The sequence below is a fragment of the Inhella gelatinilytica genome (genome assembly GCF_016093295.1).
Lineage (GTDB): Bacteria > Pseudomonadota > Gammaproteobacteria > Burkholderiales > Burkholderiaceae_C > Inhella > Inhella gelatinilytica.
In genome coordinates this window covers 37,990-60,037 of record NZ_JAEDAL010000001.1, presented here as the reverse complement: position 1 = coordinate 60,037, position 22,048 = coordinate 37,990, and the positions used below count along the sequence as shown (strand labels likewise).

Below are 22,048 nucleotides of genomic sequence, written 5' to 3'. Positions count from 1 at the left end.
GTGGCATCACTCCCCAGCAAAGTCACGCTCTGCGACGTCGGCCCGCGCGACGGCCTGCAGAACGAGAAGCAAACCGTGGCCACCGAGCACAAGGTGGCGCTGATCCATCGCTTGCAGGCGGCGGGCCTACGCCGCCTGGAAGCCACCAGCTTTGTCAGCCCCAAGTGGGTGCCCCAGATGGCCGACAACGCGGCGGTGATGTCGACCATCGAACGCCGTCCGGATGTGGCCTACGCCGTCTTGGTGCCCAATGCCAAGGGCTGGGAGGCCGCGCAGGCGACGCGGCCCGATGAGATCGTGGTGTTCACCGCCGCCAGCGAGGCGTTTGCGCAAAAGAACATCAATTGCTCAATTGCCGAGAGCATTGAGCGCTTCGCTCCGGTCGTGGCGGCGGCGAAGGCGGCGGGTGTCAAGGTGCGGGCGGCGCTTTCCTGCGCGGTGGGCTGCCCCTATGAGGGTGACATCCACCCGGACCAGGTGGACGCGGTGGCCGCACAGCTCGCTGCCATCGGCGTCGACCACCTGGGCGTCAGCGACACCATTGGTGTGGGCACGCCGCGGCGCATCCAGGCCGCGCTGGAGCGGGCGCTGAAGCACTTCCCGCTCGCCGAGGTCAGCGGCCACTACCACGACACCTATGGCCAGGCCCTGGCCAATGTGTACGCCAGTCTGGAACTGGGCGTCGCGACCTTTGACGCCAGTGTGGGCGGCCTGGGCGGTTGCCCCTATGCCAAAGGGGCGACGGGCAACGTGGCGACCGAGGACGTGGTGTTCATGCTCAACGGCTTGGGCATTGAAACCGGTGTGGATTTGGACGGTCTGGTGGACGCGGCTGCAGCCATCAGCGAGGTGCTCGGCCATCCGCCGGTAAGCCGCGTGGCCCGGGCCCTGCTCGCCAAACGCGCCGGGTGAAGGCCGGCCGCGCTGCTCAGGGATGGGCGGCGCGGTACTCGGTCAGCCAGTTTTCGAATTGGTCCGCCGGCATCGGACGGGCAAACAAATAGCCCTGGCCTTCGTGGCAACCCATCTGGATCAGGTGGGTGGCTTGGTCTTCAGTTTCGATGCCCTCGGCCAGGACCTGCATGCCCAGGCTGCGGCCCAGGTTGACGACCATGGCGGCGATGGTGGAGCCTGCCACCGAGCACTCGGCCTCTTGCACAAAGGCGCGGTCGATCTTGAGGCGCTCCACCTGCAGCTGACGCAGCTGCGACAGCGACGAGAAGCCAGTGCCGAAGTCGTCAATGGCCACAGTGGCCCCGGTGGCCCGGATGGCGGCCAAGATCTTGAGCACCATGTCCACGTCGTCCATGGCCATGGATTCGGTGATTTCGAGTTCCAGCGCGGCGCCCGGAATGTCGGCCTCGTGGATGGCGGCCCGCAGCGTGGGGATGAACTGCGGGTGGCGGAACTGGGCCATCGAAATGTTGATGGCCATGCGGACTTCGGTGTGCCCCAACTCGCGCATGCGCTTGACTTGGAAGCAGGCCGTGCGCAGCACGAACTCGCCGATGGAAATGATCAAGCCGCTTTGCTCGGCGAGTGGAATGAATTGATCGGGCGGAACGAAACGACCGTCCTCGGTGCGCCACCGCAGCAGGGCCTCGACCCCAACAACCCGACGGCTGTTAAGTTCCACCTGCGGTTGATAGACCACGAACAGTCGCCGCGCCTCAAAACTGGCTCGCAGCCCTTTGAGCAACTTGAAGCGCTCGCGCGCATCGACGCCCATCTCGGCCGAGAAGTACTGGCAAGCGCCGCGGTGCATCAACTTGGCTCGCTTGAGCGCGATGTGCGCATCCAGCAGCAGTTCGGAGCCCAGCGTGCTGCTGTCGCTCAGACTCACCAAACCGGAGGTGGCGGACAGCTGAAGTCGCTCGCCCGAGACATCGAAGGGCTCGGCAAACACGTGAGAAATGCTGGCCGCGTTGATGTGGGCACTGGGGCCCATCAGCCCAAAGGTGTCGGCCGAAATGCGAGCCATCTCCGTGCGCTCGCCCAACTGTTCACCGAGACGGGCCGCGACCGACTGCAGGACCTGGTCGCCAAAGCGGTGACCAAAGGCATCGTTGATGTCCGAAAAATCGTCGATGTCGATGAGCGCCAGCGCCAAGCCTTCCGGGGCCAACAGGTGTTTTTCCAACAACTCAATGAAGCGATTGCGGTTGGGCAATTGCAGCAACTGATCGTTGTAGGCGTGATCGAGCAGTTGGCCGTACATCACCACGTTGTCAAAGCTGATGGACAGCGTCGACAAATAAGTCTGCAACAGCGGCTCTTCGTTGTCTTCGGGCTTGCGGTCCAGCACGGCGTGCAGCACCACGTTGCGCTCATTGGGCAACTTGAAATGCAGCGTCAACAAGGCGCCGATGTGTGACTGGGCTTGTGTGAAGGCCAAGTCGATGGCCTCGTGAGACGCGTCATCCGTCAGGCGGCCGACGGTGGCGCCCAGCAACTCGGTAAAGCGCCCGCTGGCCGCCACGATGCGCGCCATGTCGGGCGTGTCCGAGCGATGTTGCACGGCGACCAAGCCGACGCTCGGACATTCAAACAGGGCGCAGAGTTGCTCCAGCGCGCAGGCAGCAAACTGCGGCAGGGTGCGCAGGCGTGAAAGCTCATTGGCGGCGTGCAGGATGCGAGACAGGCCGCGGCGCCCCACCTGCAATTCGCAAATTTGCTTGTAGGAGCGAATGGCTGCGGTCAACACGGTGTACAGCCGGGTTCGCGTCAGCTCAGACTTGGTCTTGTAGTCGTTGATGTCCAGCGAGCGGACGGTCTCGATCTCGGGGGCATAACCCGGTTGCCCTGTGCGCAACACGATGCGCATGGCGTCCAGACTGGAATCCGCGCGGATGTGGCGCACCAACTGCAGGCCCGCGTCCTCGCTTTCCATCACCACGTCGAGCAAGGCCACTGCGAGATTGGGCTCGCGCGCCAATACGTCGCGGGCTTCGCTGGCGGAATGCGCATGCAGGAACTGCAGCTTGCGGCCTTCAATCAACAGGCCTTGCATCGCCAGCTCGGTGGCCTTGTGCACGTCCGAGTCGTCGTCCACGATCAGGACGCGCCAAGGCTCGCCCACAGGATGAGCGGCCGCGGGCAGATCGTGCTCGTCGATCAGCTCGAGCAGGTCATCCTCTGCGTGAGGATCGTGAGAGGGCTGAAAGGTCTCCGACATCAAAACCAGGGTTCACTCCGTCGTTGGAAGTATGCGCTAGATCCCTGACTTGCCAAGCCCGCTGTCATCGGGGTTTAGCCGGGTTTCCTACGGGGCTTATTTCGGGCTCCCAGCGCACGAGGCGGTAACCCGGTGTGTTGGGTGAGGGCCGCCCCAGGCCTCGGCCGTGCCGGGGCCGGTGCCGAGGGCGTGCTGTTGCTGCGTCGCGCGCTGGTGTAACCACCGTCTGTTTGCGGTTGCCAACTGGGGATGAGGTGGTGCTTGCCATTGCCAATCAGGTCCGCACGTCCCATGTCCTGCAGCGCTTGGCGCAGCAGCGGCCAGTTGTTGGCGTCGTGGTAACGCAGAAACGCCTTGTGCAAGCGGCGGCGCTTGTCGCCCTTGACGATGTCCACCGTCTCGCTGTCGCGCGTGACCTTCTTGAGCGGGTTCTTGGTCGAGTGGTACATGGCCGTCGCCGTGGCCATGGGGCTGGGGTAGAAGGTCTGCACCTGGTCGGCCCGGAAGCCGTTCTTCTTCAGCCAGACGGCGAGGTTCATCATGTCTTCGTCGCTGGTGCCCGGGTGGGCGGCGATGAAGTAGGGAATCAGGTACTGCTTCTTGCCGGCGGCGGCGCTGGCGGCTTCGAACAGCTGCTTGAAGCGGTCATAGGTGCCGATGCCGGGCTTCATCATCTTGCTCAGCGGCCCGTTTTCGGTGTGCTCAGGGGCGATCTTCAGGTAGCCGCCGACATGGTGGGTCACCAGCTCGGTGATGTATTCGGGCGACTCGACCGCGAGGTCGTAGCGCAGGCCGGAGCCGATCAGAATCTTCTTCACCCCCTTGAGGGCGCGCGCCTTGCGGTAGAGCTGGATCAGCGGCCCGTGGTCGGTGTGCAGGTTGGGGCAGATCCCTGGGTACACGCAGCTGGGCTTGCGGCAGGCCGCCTCGATGTCCTTGCTCTTGCAGCCGATGTGCCACATGTTGGCGGTCGGGCCACCGAGGTCGGACACCACGCCGGTGAAGCCCTGCACCTTGTCGCGGATGTCTTCGATCTCGCGCAGCACCGATTCTTCCGAGCGGCTCTGGATGATGCGGCCCTCATGCTCGGTGATCGAGCAGAAGGTGCAGCCGCCGAAGCAGCCGCGCATGATGTTGACCGAAAAGCGGATCATTTCCCAGGCCGGGATCTTGGTCGCGCCGTCATGCCGGCCCTGCTCGTCCGCGTAGCGCGGGTGCGGGCTGCGCGCATAAGGCAGGTCGAACACATGGTCCATCTCGGCGGTGGACAGCGGGATGGGCGGCGGGTTCAGCCACACATCGCGCACCGAGGGGCCATCGCCATGGCGTTGTACCAACGCACGGGCGTTTCCGGGGTTGGTTTCCAGGTGCAGCACGCGGTTGGCGTGGGCGTACAGCACCGGGTCGGCCTTGACTTGCTCAAAGCTGGGCAACCGGATCACGGAGCGCTCGCGCGGCGGGGTGACGGCGCGGGCATCGGTCTTGGCCACCGTGCGGCGCACGATCTGGATCGGTTTTTCCTCGGTCTTGGGCGTGTCGCCGGTGGCACAGGCGGCACCTTGCGAGGTGCCGGTTTCCTCGGTGGTGGCGTAGGGGTTGATCAGCTCGTCCACCTTGCCCGGGACATCAACGCCGCTGGAATCGATCTCGAACCAGCCGGCGAGCGCAGGGTCATCCACCCGACGCATGAAGGCGGTGCCGCGCACGTCGGTGATGGATTCGATGGGCTTGCGCTGGGCCAAGCGGTGGGCGATCTCGATGATGGCGCGCTCGGCATTGCCGTACAGCAGCAGGTCGGCCTTGCTGTCCACCAAGATGGAGCGTCGCACCTTGTCGCTCCAATAGTCGTAATGCGCGATGCGGCGCAGACTGGCCTCGATGCCGCCGATGATCACCGGCACGTCCTTGAAGGCTTCCTTACAGCGCTGCGTGTAGACCAGTGTGGCGCGGTCCGGCCGCTTGCCGGCCTCGCCGCCGGGCGTGTACGCGTCGTCACTGCGGATCTTCCGATCGGCCGTGTAGTGGTTGATCATCGAATCCATGTTCCCGGCCGCGACGCCAAAGAACAGCTTGGGCCGGCCCAAGGCCTTGAAGGCCTCGGCCGAGTTCCAATCGGGTTGGGCAATGATGCCAACGCGAAAGCCCTGGGCCTCCAAGGTGCGGCCGATGACCGCCATGCCAAAGCTCGGATGGTCGACGTAAGCATCGCCGCTGACGATGATGATGTCGCACTCGTCCCAACCGAGCTGGGTCATTTCTTCCCGACTCATGGGCAGGAAGGGCGCCGGACCGAAGCGCTTGGCCCAGTAGGGTCGGTAGCCGGTCAAGGCTTTGTCGGCCTTGGGCGGTTTGACCGTCTGGGCGGTGTGGGCAGGGTCTCGGGCAGCACTCATGGGGGCATCACAGTCGGGGCAACCCCGTATTGTCGCGACGGGGCGCCCTCTGGATGGTCAATGCCCCCCACAAGCCTAGGGGCATCGCCTCATTCAGAACCCTTGGTCAAGGCGCCGGCCTGCGCCTTGAAGGCGGGGTCGTTGCGAACCTTTAGGATGGTGTTCCAAACCGCACGGGCCGTTGGCGCGTGTTTGGCGGTAAAGGTCTTGGAAAACAGGGTGTAGTAGGCCTTTTCCACGATCACCGGCTCGACGCGTTCCAGGCCTTTCAGCGCCGGGTCTTGGGCAATGGAGTTGTCGCCTTCGGCGTTTTGGACGACGCCCGCCTGGTACTTGCCGGAGACCACGCGCTTGAGGACTTCATCGGCCGAGGTGGTGTTGTCCTCGACCTTGGCCCCCAGGTCCTTGAGTTGCGCCACCACAGAGAACCCCTGCTGGGCCCCGATCAGGCCGTTGGCCTGTAGGGCCTTGCCATCCCACTGCAACGCCGCCCCTTTTTGCCGGTAAAAGCTGTAGGACGCCCGGTAGAGGCGGCGGGTGGCATCGACTTCACCGTCCAACTTGATGGGGTAGTCAGCAAATTCCGCTCGCTCCTTGCTGTAGCTGCCACTGATGGCGCCATCCACGGTGCCCGCTTTGACATCGGCCAGGCACTGTTTCCAAGGGGTGGGGACGAGCTTGAATTCAATGCCCATTTGTTTGCCCACTTCCAGCATCAGCAGCTGGGCGTAGCCGGGCTTGGCGCCCATCATGATCCAGGGGATGTTGTCGGCGTTTTCCAAACAAAAGGTCAACGTTGGCGGATGCTGCTGGGCCCAAGCACTGGTGCCCATCAAGAGCGTGGCCAATCCCAATCCGATGCGGCGTTTGATCAACATGGTGTGCTCCTGGGGGCGCAGTTCAAACGGCGCTGCTGGGGGCCCCAGGTCCAACAGGCCATGAATCGTTGCGCGACTTAGAGCGCAACGAGAGACTTCAAATCGCGCTCCAACAACTTGGGGTCACCCACGTTGACCTCCACCAAACGGCGCAAATGGCTGATGGACTCCAAGTCGATGGTGCGGCATTGCAAGCCTGCCGTCCCGTCTTGGACGTGGGCCACCTCGGCCCCCATCTTGAGGGTGATGTCGCCCAAGCGCAGGGCCAGCAAGCACGGCTCGCCGGCTTGGAGTGCCGCGCCTTCCGGCAATTGCACCAATGCGCCTTGTAAGGAGATATCCAGCAGCTGGGCCTCCAGTCGTTCGTCGACGCTGATGACTTGGGCCTGGGTGGCGAAATGCACCCGAGAAAAATGGCGACGTTCGTCGGCGGGCTTCATACCGTGAGCGGTTGATGGCAGAAGACTTGATCATGCGCGCAAAGCGCCCGGGTGACCAGACCAAGGCAGGAAATCCCGCATGCCCGTTAGTTGCGGCTGCACTACATTCAGCAGCATGAGCTCCCCTGCCTTTATCGACCTCGAAGCCAGCGGTTTCGGCCGCGGCAGCTATCCCATCGAAGTGGGTTTTGTGGACGGGGCGGGCCAGCCCTTTTGCACCTTGATCCATCCGGAACCCGATTGGGTGCACTGGGACGATCAAGCGGAGGCTGTGCACGGGATCAGTCGGGCGGTTTTGGCTACCCACGGTCGGTCCGCCGAATGGGTTGCCGCGGCGCTGAACGAGCGGCTGGCGGGCCAAACGGTGTACTGCGACGGCTGGGCGCAGGACTACCCCTGGCTGGCCCGGCTGTATGACGCCGTGGATCTCACCCCCAGCTTCCGCCTGGAAGATTTGCGCACCTTGCTCGACGAGGCCCAAGCGGCGCGCTGGCACGCGACCGTAGATCGGGTGCGCGACGAGCTGTCGCTCGGGCGGCACCGCGCCAGCAGCGACGCCAAAGTGCTGCAGATTGCGGTTCAGCGCGTTCGGGCTGGCTCAGCCTGAGGCGCCTCAAAGGGGGCGCCGCGTTGGAGGGCACTCAAGCAGGCCACGCACAGGCAGTCTGACCAACGCCGCCGCAGTTCCCGCTGCAACTCGGGGCTGAGATCCAAGCCGAAGCAGGCGCAGTCGCCGGTGGTGGCCCCACACACCCGGGGCCGTCCGCAGCGCGGGCAGGGGGCTTCAGCGGTAGAGCTGGGCATGGGTGTCTCGCAAGAGTTTTTTCTGCACCTTGCCCATGGCGTTGCGCGGCAACTCGGCACAGACGAGGATGCGTTTGGGGCACTTGAACCCGGCCAGGCGTTGGCGCATGCGGGCGAGCAGGTCGGCTTCGTCGGGTGCTGCGCCCGCTTGCGGAACCACCAGCGCCGTCACCGCCTCCCCAAAGTCCGGATGGGGCAAGCCGATCACCGCGGACTCCTGCACTCCGGGCAACTCGTTCAGGTGCAGTTCCACCTCGGCAGGGTAGACATTGAAGCCGCCGGTGATGATCAGGTCCTTGGCCCGCCCGACCAGCCACAAATACCCCTCGGCATCCACGCGCCCCATGTCGCCCGTGCGGAAGAACCCGTCAGAGGTGAACTCGGTGGCATTGAGCTCTGGGCGTTTCCAGTAGCCCGAAAACACATTCGGCCCCTGGACTTCGACGCTGCCCACGCCCTCGCTGTCGGGTTCGTGAATGCGCACGCTGACCCCCGGCAGCGCGGGCCCCACGGAGGCCCGGCGGCGTTCGCCGTGTAGCGGGTTGCTGGTCAGCATGCCGGTCTCGCTCATGCCGTAGCGCTCCAAAATCCGTTGGCCGATGTGCTGCTCGAAGGCATCGAAGGTTTCGGCCTGCAGGGGCGCGGAGCCGCTGATGAACAGTCGCATGGTGCCGCAACGGGCCGGTGTAAAGGCGGGGTGGGCCAGCAAACGCGTGTACAGCGTGGGCACGCCCATGAAGACCGTGGCCCCCTCCAAAGCAGAACAAACGGCGGCAGGGTCAAAACGTTGCAGCCAGCGCATGGGGCTGCCGCTGAGCAGGGCGCAATGGCTGGCGACGAACAGGCCATGGACATGGAAGATGGGCAGGGCGTGAATCAGCACGTCCGGCTGGGCGCGCCACCCCCAGAGCTCGACCAAGGTTTGGGCATTGCTGAGCAAATTGCCGTGAGTCAGTAACGCCCCTTTGCTGACCCCCGTGGTGCCGCTGGTGTACAGGATGGCGGCCGCGTCGGCCTCGGTGCGGGGCAGCGGGGTGTGTCGGTCAGGCTGGAACGCCGCCCGGTCCAGCAGCGTGCCCGTGCGCTCGGTGCCGAGGGTGAACACCCAGCCGACCCCCAGCTGAAAGGCCAGGCTGCTGTGGCGCCCGAAGGTTTCAGGCGCGCAGATGAGCACCCGAGGTTCGGCATCGCGCAAAAAATGGGTCAGTTCGGCGGCTTGGTAGGCGGGGTTGAGGGGCACCAGCACCAAACCGCTGCGCAGGCAGGCCAGCCACACCATCAGGGCCTCGACCGACTTTTCCACCTGCAGCGCGACGCGCTCACCGGGCTCAATCCCCAGATCGATGAACAGGTTGGCCAGCATGGCCGATCCTCGGTCCAGGTCACGCCAGGAGTAGGCGGGCTGGTCGTCCTGGTCCCAGACGGTGATGGCGGTCTGATCCCAGTCCGAGGGGAAGCCGGTTCGGAGGGCCGAAAACAAGGAAGCGTCGTGCAGGGTCATGGAAGGCCTTTCAGCAGCAATTCTCGCCAGCCCGCAGAATGTTCGCCCCCCGTCGTGGTGAAGCCTCCATGTCAGCCCCCATTCGAATTCGCGGTGCCCGCCAGCACAACCTCAAGAACCTGGACCTGGAGATCCGCACCGGGGAGTTGACCGTGGTGACTGGGCCCAGTGGTTCAGGCAAGAGCTCGCTGGTGTTCGACACCCTCTATGCCGAGGGCCAGCGCCGCTACGTCGAGACCTTCTCGGCCTACGCGCGCCAGTTCCTGGACCGCATGGACCGCCCGGCGGTGGACAGTGTGGAGGGCGTGCCCCCGGCCATTGCCATCGATCAGACCAACCCGGTGCGCAACAGCCGCAGCACGGTCGGCACCATGACCGAGCTGAACGACCACCTCAAGCTGCTGTTCGCCCGCGCGGCCCGGCTGTTCGACCGCCAGACCGCGCAGGAAGTTCGGGCGGACACACCGGCCACGATTGCTGCCGATCTGCGCGCCCGCGCCGCCGCCGCGGGCGACCCGCGCGTGGCGCTCACGTTTGCCGTGCAGTTGCCAGCCGCGGTGGGTGAGGGTGAGATCGAGCAATGGCTGTCCGCCGCCGGCTTCACCCGCTACCTGAACCGCCGTGAGGCCGACGGTCAAGCCGTTATCGACGTGGTGGCCGACCGCATCCGCCTCTCCAGCGCCGAAGACGTGCGGCTGATGGAGGCCATCGAAACCTGCCTCACCCGCGGCCAGGGCCTGATGGCGGTCCAAAACTTGGATGGACCCGAGGTCTGGCGCTACAGCAGCGGCCTGCATTGCCCGGACAGTGACATCCGCTACCGCCCGCCGCAACCGGCGTTGTTCAGCTTCAACTCCGCCCTGGGCGCCTGCGAGCACTGCCGTGGTTTTGGCCGCGTCATCGGCGTGGACTGGGGCCTGGTGATCCCGGACGAGAAGAAGACCCTGCGCGGTGGCGCCATCAAGCCCTTCCAGACCCCGGCCTGGGCCGAGTGCCAGGACGATCTGATGAAGCATGCCGGCGCCTTCGGCATCCCGCGCGACACCGCCTGGAGCCACCTCAGCCCCGAGCAGCGCCACTGGGTGCTGGAAGGCCAGGAGGACTATAAGGACGGGCAGTGGGGCAAGAAGTGGTACGGGGTGCGGCGCTTCTTCGCGTACCTGGAGACCAAGGCCTACAAGATGCACATCAGGGTGCTGCTGTCCAAGTACCGCAGCTACACCGAATGTCCGCATTGCCGCGGTGCGCGCCTGCAGACCGAATCGCTGTTGTGGCGTCTGGGCGGAAAGCCTGAGGCCGATGCGGTGCTGGCGCCCGCGGCGCGCTTCCTGCCGGTGGGCGTGGGCTGGACGCCGACCCAGCTGGCCGAACTGCCCGGCCTGGCCCTGCCGGACCTGCTGCAGCTGCCGATCGCCCAGGTGCGCGCCTTCTTCGATGCCTACCAGCCGGACTCGGCGCTGCTGGACGAGGCGCTCGGACATCTGCTCGATGAGATCCGCAACCGGCTGAAGTACCTCTGCGATGTCGGACTGCATTACCTGACCCTGGACCGCCAGAGCCGCACGCTCAGCGGCGGCGAGGTGCAGCGCATCAACCTGACGACGGCTCTGGGCACCAGCCTGGTCAACACGCTCTTTGTGCTGGACGAGCCCAGCATCGGCCTGCACCCGCGCGACATGCACCGCATCACCCAGGCCATGCACCGCCTGCGCGATGCCGGCAACACCCTGGTTGTGGTCGAACACGACCCAGCCGTGATGTTTGCCGCCGACCGTGTGCTCGACATGGGCCCCGGCCCCGGCATGCTGGGCGGCCATGTGGTGTTTGACGGCACCCCCGAGGCCCTGCGCGCCGCCAACACCATGACCGGCAACTACCTGGGTGGGCGCCGCCATGTGGGCATGGGCCTGAAGCGCGTGGTGGAGGCCAATACCCCGCGCCTGCTGCTCGAAGGCGCGCGCGAGCACAACCTGCGCTCGCTCTCGGTCGAGATCCCGCTGCAGCGCTTTGTCGTCGTCACGGGCGTGAGCGGCTCGGGCAAATCCACCCTGGTGCAGGACGTGCTGGTGCCGGCGCTGAAGCGCCACTTCGGCGAAAGCACCGACGCCCCCGGCGCGCACGACCGTCTGCTCGGCGCCGACTGGCTGGCCGGCGTGGTGTTCGTCGATCAAAGCCCGATCGGCAAGACCGCCCGCTCCAACCCGGCCTCGGTGGTCGGGGCCTTTGACGAGGTGCGCAAGCGATTTGCCGCCGCTCCGTTGGCGCTGGAGCGTGGCTACGGCGCCGGCCATTTCAGCTTCAACGCCGGCGAAGGCCGCTGCCCCACCTGCGCGGGCACAGGCTTCGAGCATGTGGAGATGCAGTTCCTCAGCGATGTGTACCTGCGCTGCCCGGACTGCAATGGCACGCGCTACCGCACGGAGCTGCTGGAAGTGGTGATCGAGCGATGCAGCCGCAAGCTCAATGTGGCCGAGGTGCTGGAGCTGACCGTGGCCGAGGCCGTGGAACTGTTCAAGGACGACCGCGAGCTGCTGGCCAAGCTGCAGCCCCTGCAGGACGTGGGCCTGGACTACCTGCGCCTGGGCCAGCCGGTGCCCACGCTGAGCGGCGGCGAGGCGCAGCGCCTGAAGCTGGCCTCCCACCTGGCCGACAGCGGCAGCAAGCCGCGCGTGGCCAAGAAGGGCCTGCTGTTCGTGTTCGACGAGCCCACCACCGGCCTGCACTTTGATGACATCGCCAAGCTGATGCGTTCGATGCGCAAGCTGATCAGCGCTGGTCATTCGCTGCTGCTGATCGAGCACAACCTCGACGTCATCCGCGCCGCCGACTGGCTGATCGACCTCGGCCCCGAGGGCGGCAGCGAGGGCGGCCTGCTGGTCTGCCAGGGCACGCCCGAGGACGTGCGCGAGCACGCCAGCAGCCACACCGCCCAGGCCCTGCGCGACTACGCGCTGGCGATGGACGAGCCGGTCAAGGCGGCCGAAGGGTTGCCGCTGCAGACCTTGCTCTTGAATCGAAGAAAAGAGCGCGCGGCGCAGAGCGAGGCGATCCAGATCGTCAACGCCCGCGAGCACAACCTCAAGGGCGTACATGTGGACGTGCCGCGCGGCAAGTTCAACGTCATCACTGGCGTGTCCGGCTCGGGCAAGAGCACGCTGGCCTTTGACATCCTGTTCAACGAGGGCCAGCGCCGCTACCTCGAATCGCTGAACGCCTATGCGCGCAGCATCGTGCAGCCGGCCGGCCGACCCGAGGTGGATGCCGTCTGGGGCATTCCGCCCACCGTCGCCATCGAGCAGCGCTTGAGCCGCGGCGGCCGCAAGAGCACGGTGGCCACCACCACTGAGGTCTGGCACTTCCTGCGCCTGCTGTGGGTCAAGCTGGGCGTGCAGCATTGCGTGCACGACGGTGCCGTGGTGGCGCCGCAGTCGGCCGAGCAGATCCTGGCGCAGATCCAGAGCGAGTACCGCGGCCAGCGCATCGGCCTGCTGGCGCCGCTGGTGATGCACCGCAAGGGCCTGTACACCGACCTGGCCAAGGCTCAGGCCGCCAAGGGCTACACCCATCTGCGCGTGGACGGGCTCTTCATCCCCACCAAGCCCTGGCCGCGCCTGGACCGCTTCAAGGAGCATGTGATCGAGCTGCCCGTGGGCGAGGTGGAGGTGAACCCCGCCAACGAACCCGCGCTGCGCGAGTTGCTGGCCAAGGCCCTGGAAGCGGGCAAGGGCGTGGTGCACCTGCTGCCCTGCTTGACCGGCGCCCAGCCGGTGCGTGTGTTCTCCACCGAGCGCGCCTGCCCGGTCTGTGGCACCAGCTACCCGCAGCTGGACCCGCGCCTGTTCTCCTACAACAGCAAGCAGGGCTGGTGCACGAGTTGCGTGGGCACCGGCTTGGCGCTGGACCGCAGCCAGCGCCAGCTGCTGGACGACTCGCAACTAGGCGACGACGAAAAGGGCCGCGAGCAGCGGCTCTCGCACGAACCGGAGATCGAGGACCTGGGCGATCTGCCCTGCCCGGACTGCGGCGGTGCGCGGCTGAACCCCACGGCGCGGGCGGTGCGCTTTGCCGACGCGCCGATTGCCGACATCGCGCAGCTGAGTGTGGACGACTGCCTGGCCTGGGTGGACAGCCTGGCCCTGGCGGGCCGCGCACACGAGATCGGCCGCGATGTGCTGAGCGAGATCCGCGCCCGCCTGGCCTTTTTGCAGCAGGTGGGCCTGGGCTACCTCACCCTGGACCGCGCCGCTCCTACGCTGAGTGGCGGCGAGGCCCAGCGCATCCGCCTGGCCGCGCAGCTCGGCTCGCACCTTCAGGGCGTTTGCTATGTGCTGGACGAACCCACCATCGGCCTGCACCCGCGCGACAACCGCATCCTGCTCGACGCCCTGCAGACCCTGGCCAGCCGCGGCAACACCTTGGTCGTCGTCGAGCATGACGAAGACACGATCCGCCGCGCCGAACACCTGATCGACATCGGCCCCGGCGCCGGCCAACGCGGCGGGCGCGTGGTGGCGCAGGGCACGGCAGCCGATTTGGCCGCAGCGCCGGAGTCGACCACCGGCCGTTGCCTGGCCGAACCGATGCGCCACCCGCTGCGCCCGCGCCGGCCCGTGAACGCCGAGACACCGCACGTGACGGTGCGCGGCGCCACGCTGCACAACCTGCAGCAGCTCGATGCCAGCCTGCCGCTGGGCCGTCTGGTGGGTGTCACCGGGGTCAGCGGTTCGGGCAAGAGCACGCTGGCGCGCGAGGTGCTGCTGGCCAATCTGGCCGCCGCCGTGCCGCTGCGCAAGGCCCCTTCGAAGTGGTCGGGCTGCGCGGCGATCGAGGGCCATGAGGCGATCGAGCGCGTGCTCGAAGTCGACCAGACCCCGATCGGCAAGACCCCGCGCTCCTGCCCGGCCACCTACATCGGCTTCTGGGACGCGATCCGCAAGCTGTTTGCCGAAACGCTTGAAGCCAAGGGCCGCGGCTTCCAGGCCGGGCGCTTCAGCTTCAACACCGGCCCCGGCCGCTGCCCGGCCTGCGAAGGGCAGGGCATGCGAACGGTGGAGATGAGCTTTCTGCCCGATGTGAAGTTGACCTGCGACGTCTGTGCCGGCCAGCGCTTCAACCCCGAAACCCTGGCGGTGCGCTGGCGTGGGAAAAGCATCGGCGAGGTTTTGGAGCTGCCGGTGGACGAGGCGGTCGAGTTCTTCGCCGCCATGCCGGCGATCCACCACCCCCTCAAACTGTTGCAGGACGTGGGCCTGGGCTACCTGACGCTCGGCCAGCCCTCGCCCACGCTGAGCGGCGGCGAGGCCCAGCGCATCAAGCTGGTTAGCGAGCTGGTGAAGGTGCGCGAGGACGTGCGCCGCCAGAAGCAGCCGCACACCCTCTATGTGCTGGACGAACCCACGGTCGGCTTGCACATGGCCGATGTGGCGCGCCTGATTGCGGTGCTGCACCGCCTGGTGGACGGCGGCCATTCGGTGTGGGTCATTGAGCATGACCTGGACCTGATGGCCGAGGCCGACTGGGTCATCGACCTGGGGCCCGAGGGCGGCAAGGGCGGCGGCCGCCTGGTGGCGGCGGGCACGCCCGAGCATTTGGTGGCGGTCGGCACCCACACCGGGCAGGCACTGGCGGGGGTTTTGAGCCGCTGAGCGATCAGTGCAGCGTGCGCTTGTCGCGCCGCTTGCGAAAGTCAGGGCGGGCCACATTGCCGTCCCACTCGACCTCTTGGCGTTCGGGCCGGGCAGTCGGTGCGGGGCGACGCGGCTTGGCGCGGCGGCGCATCAACCAGTTCTTTAGCTGATACAGCGCAATGCCAACACAGGCCGTCAGGCCGATCGCGGCCAGGATTTGGGAGACCATGCCAGGGGATTGGGGAAGAAAGGGCGCCATGCTAGCCCGCAGCACGGCTGACTTTTGACTGCATCCGGAGCACCGCGCAAGATGCATCCATGAAACATTGGACGACCAAGTTGGGCGGGTTGGCGTTGCTGGGGTTGGGCGCGTGCGGGGGTGGCGGCGAGTTGCCACCCCCCGCTCCCCCAGCTTCTGTGCCGACCCCTGCGGGCACTGCGCCGGCTGCAATCCTGTTTTTGGGCAACAGCCACACCCATGTGAACAACGTGCCAGAACTGGTGCGCGAGTTGTTTCAGCAAGGAGGAGGGGCCGTTGCCGTGCAGGCAGCGCCGGACTATCTCTTCTTGGATGAACGGCTCAGCGATGGGCGATCCGTCGCACTCTTGGCGTCGGCGGGCTGGACCCATGTGGTGCTGCAGGCACAAAAGCTCAGCAGCTCTTGGCAGTTCATCTACCCCACCGCAGAAGCGCAAGAGTGGGTTCGACGCGTGAAGGAGCGTCAAGCCTTGCCCGTGCTGTTCCCAGAATGGCCGCGTGCAGGCCAAGACGAAGCGGGGCGCATCTACGCCGTGTACGAGTCGATTGCCAAGGCCAGCCCGGCCTGTTTGGCCCCCGTGCCTCAAGCCTTTGATCGTGTCCGGTCTGCTTGGCCTGAACTGCCGCTGTACGCCGCGGATGGCAATCACAGCAGCCCGGCCGGGGCGTTGTTGGCGGCGTTTGTGCTGTACGCCAGCGCCAGCGGAAAGCCGCTGGAGGCCGGGCCGCCCTTGCTGAGCTCCCCCGTGGACGCCGCCTCCCAGGCCTTGCTGCGGGAGCAGGCCCGGGCGAGCCTGGCGGCGGGGCCGTCTGCCCGGGCGTACTGCCCCTGAGCGGCGATCAGGCGCGCTGGGGCAGCCAGCGGCTCACGCCATTCCAGACCAGCAGGCAGATCGCCCCGGCAGCCACGCCCACGCCCAGGTTTAGGCCCATTTCCATCAAGGCGCCGGTGAAGCCGCCCTGGGCTAGGTCTTCGGCGATGTGGTGCAGGGCGGGGATGCCGTGCACCAGGATGCCGCCGCCGACCAGGAACATGGCCGCCGTGCCCACAATGGCCAAGAGCTTCATCAGCTGGGGCGCCGCCGCCAGCAGCCCGCGACCCAAGAGATTCAGCGGGCCGCTGGCGTGGCGCTGGGCCAAATAAAGGCCGGCATCGTCCATCTTCACGATGGCCCCGACCAGGCCATACACCCCCACCGTCATGGCGATGGCGATGCCCGTCAGCACTCCGAGCTGGGTGCCCAGTGGTTTGCCAGCGACGATGCCCAGAGCGATGACGATGATTTCAGCCGAGAGGATGAAGTCGGTGCGGATGGCGCCCTTGATCTTGTCGGCCTCGAACTGCACCAGGTCCACCTCGGGCTGGAGCAGGGCGTCCATCACCTCCTTTTCGTGCGCCGCTTCTTCCTCGCGATGGGCGATCTTGTGCCAGAGTTTTTCCACCCCTTCAAAGCAGAGATAGGCGCCGCCCAGCATCAGCAGGGGAAGCACCAACCAGGGGGCGAAGGCGGAAATCAGCAGCGCGGCCGGCACGAGGATGGCTTTGTTGACAAAGCTGCCCTTGGCCACCGCCCAGACCACGGGGATCTCGCGTTCGGCGCGCACACCGGCCACTTGCTGCGCGTTCAGCGCCAAGTCATCGCCCAGCACGCCGCTGGTTTTCTTGGCGGCGACCTTGGTCAGGATGGCGACATCGTCCAGAACGGTGGCGATGTCGTCGAGAAGGGCGAGAAGACTGCCTGCGGCCATGGGTTAAGGGTTTTCGCTGAGTTGTTTAAGGTTGGCGAGGCCGGCTTCAAAGTCCGGCCCCACCATGCGATCCATGAAGAACGCCAGCCAGCGGCTGATGAGGTTGTCCATGCGGCCCTCCATGCTCCAGGTGACCCGTGTGCCCCCTTCGGCGGGCTCTAGCGTCAGTGCGCCGGCACTGGGGGCGAAGCTTTCAATTTGGAGTTCGTAGGCCACCTTGCGCTCGGGTTCGACCGCGGTGAGTTTCATCTTGCCATTGCCTTGGCTGGCGCTGAGCCAACTCCAGGCGGCGCCCGCCCCTTTGGCCGGGCCGCTGTTGGTGACCTTCATTTGCGGATCATTTCGGTACCACACGCCCCAGCGCGCCCATCCCGGGCTGGAATCCAGGTGTTGATAGATCGCCCCTGCGGGGGCCTGAATCACCACCGAGCGGCTCACCGCGTAGTCGGGGGACAACATCAGGGCGCCGCCCAAGACCACACCCACCAGGGCCGTGGTCACGCTCAACACCATCGTCAGCAATCTCATGGCCACTCCTTTAAAAGGGTCAGGGTTTGATCTTGGTCGGTCGGGCCCAATCGGGGATCACCGTTTGGCGGGCCCTCGCCACGGCCAGATGGCCCGGGGGCACATTCTTGCTGATGGTGCTGCCCCCGCCGATGGTCGCCCCCTGACCCAGGGTGACCGGGGCCACCAAGACACAGTTCGATCCAACGTGAACATCGGCCTCAATGACGGTGCGGTGCTTGTTGGCGCCGTCGTAATTGGCGGTAATCGCCCCCGCCCCGTAATTCACCCGTTCGCCCACGGTGGCATCGCCCAGGTAGGCCAAGTGGTTGGCCTTGGCGCCCGCGGCCAGGGTGGAATTTTTGACCTCAACAAAGTTGCCAATGTGCACGTCCCGGCCCAATTTGGCCCCGGGACGCAGACGGGCAAAGGGGCCGATCAGCGCGCCTTCCCCCACCTCAACGCCGGTCGTCTCGCCGTCAATGTGCGTGAAGGGGTGCAGCACGGCCCCGGCGGCGATGCGTGCATTTTTGATGACGCAGTAGGCGCCGATGCGCACCCCTTCGCCCAGTTCGACCCGGCCTTCAAAAACGCAGCCCACATCAATCTCGACGTCGGTCGCCGGGACAAGTTCACCGCGCAAGTCGAAACGGGCCGGATCGGCCAGGCGCACACCGCCCCGCATGAGCGCCTCGGCTTGCTCGCGCTGAAAACGCCGCTCCAGATCCGCCAGCTGCAGCGGGTCATTCACGCCCAGCACTTCGGTCTCGCTGCCGGCCCGTGTGGCCACCACTTCGACCCCTTCCGCCACGGCCATGGCCACGATGTCAGTTAGGTAGTACTCGCCCTGGGCGTTATCGTTCCGCAGTTGACTCAACCAGCGCACCAGCAGCGCGGTGGGGGCGGCCATCATGCCGGTGTACCCCTCGCGGATGGCCCGTTCCTCAGGGCTGGCATCTTTGTGCTCCCGGATACCCTGTACACGGCCTTGCGGATCACGCAGGATACGACCGTATCCGGAGGGGTCCAGCAAGTCGACCGTCAACAGGGCAAGGCGTTGGCCCGCACAGGCCGTAGCCAGGGCCTCGGCCGTTTTCCGCTGGACCAACGGGGTGTCCCCGTTCAGGATCAGGGTGGTGGGTGCGTCTGTGGCCAGCACAGGAACGGCCTGCTGCACAGCATGACCGGTCCCGAGTTGGGGCATCTGGCGCACGTAGCGCAAGCCCTGGCCCTGGCAGGTTCCCTCGACGGCCTCCGCCCCGTGGCCCGTGATGACGATGCGGGTTGAGGCGGGCAGGGGCGCCAGGGTATCCAGAACGTGCTGAACCAGTGCTTTGCCCGCCAAGCGGTGCAACACCTTGGGCAGGGCCGACTTCATGCGCGTCCCCTTGCCCGCGGCCATCACCACCACATTCATTGCCATTGCGGCCTCCCCGGTTCCTGAAGGGGCGCGATTATTTCAGCCGCAGAGCACCCAGCGACGGCGACCGCTCAGGGCAGCTGAATGCGCACCACGTGCGGTTGGGGCTGGGCTTTGGGGAAATCGGCCAAAGCCGCCTGAAACAGGGCTGCCATCAGCGCGTCGCCGCCTTGGGTGCTGCCATCGCTGCTGGCACGGGCTTCATAGAGCGGCTGGCCACTCACCCGGTCACGCAGCAGGACCCCCACTTCACGCTCGTAGCGTCGATCGACAAATAAGGGGTGCGCCCGCGGGGGCATGCCAAAGCGCCAGTGGTACAGCGGGGCGTTCCACCGGTACCAGAGCGGATCGTCCCAGGGGCTGAGGGCCACGGCGCTGATGCGCACGCCCAGTGCCACGATTACATCCGGGGGCGTGCCGGCAGGCGCGGGTTTGAACCCCGCCTTCTCCAGCGCGGGTGCCGCCAGCGTCTCCCATTCCGCCGCCCGGCTCAGGGGATCTTGTTGACTGGGCAAGCGCTCAAAGGCATAGGTGCCGGCCTTTTTGTCGGCCGGCCACGCGCCAAAGCTTCGAACGTCGACAGCGAGCGTTTTGAGGGCGGCGCAGCCCCCCAGCAAGGCCAGGGCACTCAAACTTAACAGGGTGCGACGGTGCGGGCTCATGACAGTTCTCCTGATGAAAGGGGATCAGGCTTTAACGGGGCTGCGGGCCCACTGGATGACCGCTTCTTCGGCGGGAGGCGGCGGGGCGCAGGCCTCGTCATCCTCATCAAAGGCGATGTCGCCCCCAGCATACGGGGCACCGGTGGGTTTGATGGTGGTGAAGGGGAACAACGCGGTGTCCATCATGTGGCTGGGCACGATGTGGGCCATGGCGCGCAGCATGTTGTCCAAGCGGCCCGGGTGTTTCTTTTCCCAGCCCTGCAGCATCTCTTTGATGGCGGCCCGCTGTAGGTTCTCTTGGCTGCCGCAAAGGTTGCAGGGAATGATGGGGAACTGGCGATGCTCGGCCCAGCGCACCAGATCTTCTTCGGCCACGTAGGCCAGCGGGCGGATCACGGTGTTGCGCCCGTCATCGCTGACGAGCTTGGGGGGCATGCCCTTCATCGTGCCGCCGTGGAACATGTTGAGCATCAGCGTGGTGACGATGTCGTCGCGGTGGTGGCCCAAGGCAATCTTGGTGGCGCCGAGCTCTTGGGCGACCCGGTAGAGGATGCCGCGGCGCAGGCGCGAGCACAGGCTGCAAGTAGTCTTGCCCTCGGGGATCAGCTTCTTGACGATGCTGTAGGTGTCCTGCTCTTCGATGTGGAAGGGGACGCCGACTGCCTTCAGATAGGTCGGCAGCACGTGCTCGGGGAAGCCGGGCTGCTTTTGATCCAGGTTGACGGCCACCAGGTCGAACGAAATCGGCGCGCGAGCCTGGAGGTTGCGCAGGATGTCCAGCAGCGCGTAGCTGTCCTTGCCGCCGGAGAGGCAGACCATGACCTTGTCGCCGTCTTCAATCATGTTGAAGTCGCCAATGGCCTCGCCCACCTGGCGGTGTAGGCGCTTGCTGAGCTTGTTCAGCTCGTGGGTGGCTTTGTCTTTGTTACTCATGGAATTCAGTTCGGCTTGATGCCGAAGACCTCAACGCCGACCGCGTCGCAATCGGGGTAGACATCGGGCTTTTCCGTGCTCACGCGCGCGGCGCGAACCTTGGGGTGGGTCAACATGCGCGCCAGCACGGCATCGCAAAGGGTTTCCTGCAAGTGAATGTGCCCGCCCGACACGTATTCGGCGATGGTGCGGCGCATGAAGTCGTAGTCCACCACCTCGTCCAGTTCGTCCGCCTGGGGCGTGGTTTCGGCCAGGGGCACGTAGAGGTCCACATTGATCAGCACCCGCTGCTCGCCGCGTTTTTCAAAGTCGTGCACGCCGATGTTGATCCACACCTCGTAATTGCGCAAAAAGAGGCGCCGGCAGTTCAGCAGGCTGGGGTGGTCGAGGGCGGAGGCCATAAATCAGTCTCTCTTCACGAGGTAGTAAACGTCGCGTGGCTGCGCGGCGAGGTGTTGACCGCCATCGACTAGCAGGGTGGTGCCCGTGACCGCCTTCGCGCCCAGCAAATAGTGCACCGCCTGCGCGAAATCGTCAGGCGTGCTGCTGCGTCCCAATGGCGTCAGCGCATGGGCGGCCAGGAACTCCGCTTCCGTCATGGGTCCGCTGGGCAAGGTGACGCCCAGGGCCACGCCCACAACCCGCACGCGGGGCGCGAGTGCCTGCGCCAGCACGGGCGTGGCGGCTTCCAAGGCCGCCTTGCTGAGCGTGTAGCTGAGATGGTCCGGGTTGGGGTTCCAGAGCTTTTGATCCAGCACGTTGACCACACAGCCGGCGTGCCTTGCGGTCTCGCAATGGCGGTGCAGCGCACGCGCCAGGGTCAGGGCGGCGGCGGTGTTGGCGCGCAGATGGCGCTCCAGGTTGGCGTAGCTCAGGGTGGCGATGTCGTCGTGGCTGAACAGCGAGGCGCTGTTGACGACGGCATCGAGGTGCCCCAGCGCCTCAACGGCCGCCGGCACCAGCCTTTCAACGGCCGCTTCGTCCTCCAAATCGGCCGGTAGCGCCACGGCGCGGGCTCCCAGGGCCGCCAATTCGGCGCTGAGCGAATCGGCATCGGCGTCCGGTGCGGCCCGGTGGTGAGCGGCCACGTCATAGCCCTGCCGGGCCAGGTGCAGGGCCAAATGGCGGCCCAGGCGACGGGCCGCGCCGGTAATGAGAACGGTTGGACGCATGGCGGACGAGGAAAACCCGGAATTATCCCGGGCCTGGGCACCCCGACGTCAGCGTTTGGCCTTGGCTTGCTGCGCTGCGCTGTGGAAATAGTCGTGGATGCCGGCTTCACTCATGCGCCGGGCATTGGAGAGTTCGCCCCCCACCGAGGCCAGGACCACTTCGCCCTTGGCGTTGAGCACCACGGCAGCTGGGATGCCCTTTTTGGTGGGTTGGCCATACTGTTTGGAGAGCTCCTGGTGCTTGGTGAAGCGGCCCACATCCACCTTCACCAGCACGAATTCGCGCTGAATCAATCCGGCCGTGGGCTCTTGCTGAAAGGCGCGGTCCAGGGCCACGCAGTCCCCGCACCAATTGGCCCCGAAAACCACCAGCACCGGTTTGGACTGTTTTTGCGCTTGAACGAGCGCCTGTGCCACGTCGGCGGCACCATCGGCGGCTTCGTCATAAGGTTGGGCCGTAGCGGCGACGCTGCAAACGATCAGGATGAGGGCAAGCCACCAAGCTTTCATGGAACTCTCCAAAAGGTC

At 66.0% G+C, this 22,048-nt stretch carries 19 protein-coding genes; 4 read left to right on the top strand and 15 right to left on the bottom strand.

The window, feature by feature from the left end; translation table 11 throughout:
- Nucleotides 1-912 carry a hydroxymethylglutaryl-CoA lyase gene (locus I7X43_RS00270; RefSeq protein WP_198098888.1) on the top strand — a complete coding sequence of 304 codons (912 nt, stop codon included), beginning with the start codon at nucleotides 1-3 and terminating at the stop codon, nucleotides 910-912.
- A 16-nt stretch (nucleotides 913-928) separates the two neighbouring features.
- On the opposite strand, the gene I7X43_RS00265 is transcribed toward I7X43_RS00270, so the two are convergent.
- The 4 genes from I7X43_RS00265 to I7X43_RS00250 form a co-directional block, all read right to left on the bottom strand.
- Nucleotides 929-3,175 carry an EAL domain-containing response regulator gene (locus I7X43_RS00265; RefSeq protein ID WP_198098887.1) on the bottom strand — a complete coding sequence of 749 codons (2,247 nt, stop codon included), beginning with the start codon at nucleotides 3,173-3,175 and terminating at the stop codon, nucleotides 929-931.
- A 74-nt stretch (nucleotides 3,176-3,249) separates the two neighbouring features.
- On the bottom strand, nucleotides 3,250-5,568 hold the full coding sequence (locus I7X43_RS00260) for a YgiQ family radical SAM protein (protein WP_198098886.1): 2,319 nt from the start codon (nucleotides 5,566-5,568) through the stop codon (nucleotides 3,250-3,252).
- A gap of 89 nt (nucleotides 5,569-5,657) precedes the next feature.
- Complete coding sequence (locus tag I7X43_RS00255; RefSeq protein WP_198098885.1) at nucleotides 5,658-6,446, bottom strand: substrate-binding periplasmic protein; 789 nt, start codon at nucleotides 6,444-6,446, stop codon at nucleotides 5,658-5,660.
- Between the two features lie 77 nt (nucleotides 6,447-6,523).
- Nucleotides 6,524-6,886, bottom strand: a complete 363-nt coding sequence (locus I7X43_RS00250) for a PilZ domain-containing protein (protein ID WP_198098884.1) — start codon at nucleotides 6,884-6,886, stop codon at nucleotides 6,524-6,526.
- Between the two features lie 115 nt (nucleotides 6,887-7,001).
- On the opposite strand from I7X43_RS00250, the gene I7X43_RS00245 reads away from it, so the two are divergent.
- Nucleotides 7,002-7,493, top strand: coding sequence for a 3'-5' exonuclease (locus I7X43_RS00245; RefSeq protein ID WP_198098883.1), 492 nt, complete (start codon nucleotides 7,002-7,004; stop codon nucleotides 7,491-7,493).
- On the opposite strand, the gene I7X43_RS16605 is transcribed toward I7X43_RS00245, so the two are convergent.
- Both I7X43_RS16605 and I7X43_RS00235 read right to left on the bottom strand, forming a co-directional pair.
- Nucleotides 7,466-7,690 (bottom strand): cysteine-rich CWC family protein, encoded by a 225-nt coding sequence (locus tag I7X43_RS16605; protein ID WP_198098882.1) that lies wholly within the window; start codon nucleotides 7,688-7,690, stop codon nucleotides 7,466-7,468. The two genes, I7X43_RS00245 and I7X43_RS16605, sit on opposite strands and share 28 nt — an antisense overlap.
- Nucleotides 7,671-9,191: a malonate--CoA ligase gene (locus tag I7X43_RS00235; RefSeq protein WP_198098881.1), complete on the bottom strand. Its 1,521-nt coding sequence runs from the start codon at nucleotides 9,189-9,191 to the stop codon at nucleotides 7,671-7,673. The genes I7X43_RS16605 and I7X43_RS00235 overlap by 20 nt, the downstream gene beginning before the upstream one ends.
- Before the next feature lie 68 nt (nucleotides 9,192-9,259).
- On the opposite strand from I7X43_RS00235, the gene uvrA reads away from it, so the two are divergent.
- Nucleotides 9,260-14,836, top strand: coding sequence for an excinuclease ABC subunit UvrA (uvrA, locus tag I7X43_RS00230; RefSeq protein ID WP_198098880.1), 5,577 nt, complete (start codon nucleotides 9,260-9,262; stop codon nucleotides 14,834-14,836).
- 4 nt (nucleotides 14,837-14,840) lie between these two features.
- Here uvrA and I7X43_RS00225 read toward each other — a convergent pair whose 3' ends face one another.
- On the bottom strand, nucleotides 14,841-15,047 hold the full coding sequence (locus tag I7X43_RS00225) for a hypothetical protein (protein ID WP_198098879.1): 207 nt from the start codon (nucleotides 15,045-15,047) through the stop codon (nucleotides 14,841-14,843).
- Between the two features lie 89 nt (nucleotides 15,048-15,136).
- Here I7X43_RS00225 and I7X43_RS00220 point away from each other — a divergent pair, with 89 nt between their 5' ends.
- Complete coding sequence (locus I7X43_RS00220; protein WP_198098878.1) at nucleotides 15,137-15,910, top strand: hypothetical protein; 774 nt, start codon at nucleotides 15,137-15,139, stop codon at nucleotides 15,908-15,910.
- A 7-nt stretch (nucleotides 15,911-15,917) separates the two neighbouring features.
- On the opposite strand, the gene I7X43_RS00215 is transcribed toward I7X43_RS00220, so the two are convergent.
- The 8 genes from I7X43_RS00215 to I7X43_RS00180 all read right to left on the bottom strand — a co-directional run bounded on the left by I7X43_RS00215 (nucleotide 15,918) and on the right by I7X43_RS00180 (nucleotide 22,030).
- Entirely contained in the window at nucleotides 15,918-16,826 is a 909-nt protein-coding gene (locus I7X43_RS00215) for a DUF808 domain-containing protein (protein ID WP_198098877.1), read from the bottom strand.
- A 3-nt stretch (nucleotides 16,827-16,829) separates the two neighbouring features.
- Nucleotides 16,830-17,354, bottom strand: coding sequence for an SRPBCC family protein (locus I7X43_RS00210; protein WP_198098876.1), 525 nt, complete (start codon nucleotides 17,352-17,354; stop codon nucleotides 16,830-16,832).
- A 19-nt stretch (nucleotides 17,355-17,373) separates the two neighbouring features.
- The gene (gene glmU / locus I7X43_RS00205) at nucleotides 17,374-18,756 is read right to left on the bottom strand and encodes a bifunctional UDP-N-acetylglucosamine diphosphorylase/glucosamine-1-phosphate N-acetyltransferase GlmU (RefSeq protein WP_198098875.1); all 1,383 of its coding nucleotides are present in this window, start codon (nucleotides 18,754-18,756) and stop codon (nucleotides 17,374-17,376) included.
- Nucleotides 18,757-18,824: 68 nt separating this feature from the next.
- Nucleotides 18,825-19,415, bottom strand: a complete 591-nt coding sequence (locus I7X43_RS00200) for a DUF4136 domain-containing protein (protein ID WP_198098874.1) — start codon at nucleotides 19,413-19,415, stop codon at nucleotides 18,825-18,827.
- Between the two features lie 24 nt (nucleotides 19,416-19,439).
- Complete coding sequence (gene ttcA / locus I7X43_RS00195; RefSeq protein WP_198098873.1) at nucleotides 19,440-20,348, bottom strand: tRNA 2-thiocytidine(32) synthetase TtcA; 909 nt, start codon at nucleotides 20,346-20,348, stop codon at nucleotides 19,440-19,442.
- Nucleotides 20,349-20,353: 5 nt separating this feature from the next.
- Entirely contained in the window at nucleotides 20,354-20,749 is a 396-nt protein-coding gene (locus I7X43_RS00190; RefSeq protein WP_198098872.1) for a dihydroneopterin aldolase, read from the bottom strand.
- Between the two features lie 3 nt (nucleotides 20,750-20,752).
- Entirely contained in the window at nucleotides 20,753-21,520 is a 768-nt protein-coding gene (locus I7X43_RS00185) for an SDR family oxidoreductase (RefSeq protein ID WP_198098871.1), read from the bottom strand.
- 48 nt (nucleotides 21,521-21,568) lie between these two features.
- On the bottom strand, nucleotides 21,569-22,030 hold the full coding sequence (locus I7X43_RS00180; protein WP_198098870.1) for a thioredoxin family protein: 462 nt from the start codon (nucleotides 22,028-22,030) through the stop codon (nucleotides 21,569-21,571).
- Between the last annotated feature and the right edge of the window lie 18 nt (nucleotides 22,031-22,048).

Excerpts from the sequence above, each read along its gene's own strand:
- I7X43_RS00265 (WP_198098887.1), bottom strand. The coding sequence starts at position 3,175 with ATGTCGGAGACCTTTCAGCCCTCTCACGATCCTCACGCAGAGGATGAC.
- I7X43_RS00225 (WP_198098879.1), bottom strand. The coding sequence starts at position 15,047 with ATGGTCTCCCAAATCCTGGCCGCGATCGGCCTGACGGCCTGTGTTGGC.
- I7X43_RS00185 (WP_198098871.1), bottom strand. The coding sequence starts at position 21,520 with ATGCGTCCAACCGTTCTCATTACCGGCGCGGCCCGTCGCCTGGGCCGC.
- I7X43_RS00235 (WP_198098881.1), bottom strand. The coding sequence starts at position 9,191 with ATGACCCTGCACGACGCTTCCTTGTTTTCGGCCCTCCGAACCGGCTTC.
- I7X43_RS00200 (WP_198098874.1), bottom strand. The coding sequence starts at position 19,415 with ATGAGCCCGCACCGTCGCACCCTGTTAAGTTTGAGTGCCCTGGCCTTG.
- I7X43_RS00260 (WP_198098886.1), bottom strand. The coding sequence starts at position 5,568 with ATGAGTGCTGCCCGAGACCCTGCCCACACCGCCCAGACGGTCAAACCG.
- I7X43_RS00250 (WP_198098884.1), bottom strand. The coding sequence starts at position 6,886 with ATGAAGCCCGCCGACGAACGTCGCCATTTTTCTCGGGTGCATTTCGCC.
- I7X43_RS00210 (WP_198098876.1), bottom strand. The coding sequence starts at position 17,354 with ATGAGATTGCTGACGATGGTGTTGAGCGTGACCACGGCCCTGGTGGGT.
- I7X43_RS16605 (WP_198098882.1), bottom strand. The coding sequence starts at position 7,690 with ATGCCCAGCTCTACCGCTGAAGCCCCCTGCCCGCGCTGCGGACGGCCC.
- ttcA (WP_198098873.1), bottom strand. The coding sequence starts at position 20,348 with ATGAGTAACAAAGACAAAGCCACCCACGAGCTGAACAAGCTCAGCAAG.
- I7X43_RS00255 (WP_198098885.1), bottom strand. The coding sequence starts at position 6,446 with ATGTTGATCAAACGCCGCATCGGATTGGGATTGGCCACGCTCTTGATG.
- I7X43_RS00220 (WP_198098878.1), top strand. The coding sequence starts at position 15,137 with ATGAAACATTGGACGACCAAGTTGGGCGGGTTGGCGTTGCTGGGGTTG.
- I7X43_RS00245 (WP_198098883.1), top strand. The coding sequence starts at position 7,002 with ATGAGCTCCCCTGCCTTTATCGACCTCGAAGCCAGCGGTTTCGGCCGC.
- glmU (WP_198098875.1), bottom strand. The coding sequence starts at position 18,756 with ATGGCAATGAATGTGGTGGTGATGGCCGCGGGCAAGGGGACGCGCATG.
- I7X43_RS00215 (WP_198098877.1), bottom strand. The coding sequence starts at position 16,826 with ATGGCCGCAGGCAGTCTTCTCGCCCTTCTCGACGACATCGCCACCGTT.
- uvrA (WP_198098880.1), top strand. The coding sequence starts at position 9,260 with ATGTCAGCCCCCATTCGAATTCGCGGTGCCCGCCAGCACAACCTCAAG.
- I7X43_RS00180 (WP_198098870.1), bottom strand. The coding sequence starts at position 22,030 with ATGAAAGCTTGGTGGCTTGCCCTCATCCTGATCGTTTGCAGCGTCGCC.
- I7X43_RS00190 (WP_198098872.1), bottom strand. The coding sequence starts at position 20,749 with ATGGCCTCCGCCCTCGACCACCCCAGCCTGCTGAACTGCCGGCGCCTC.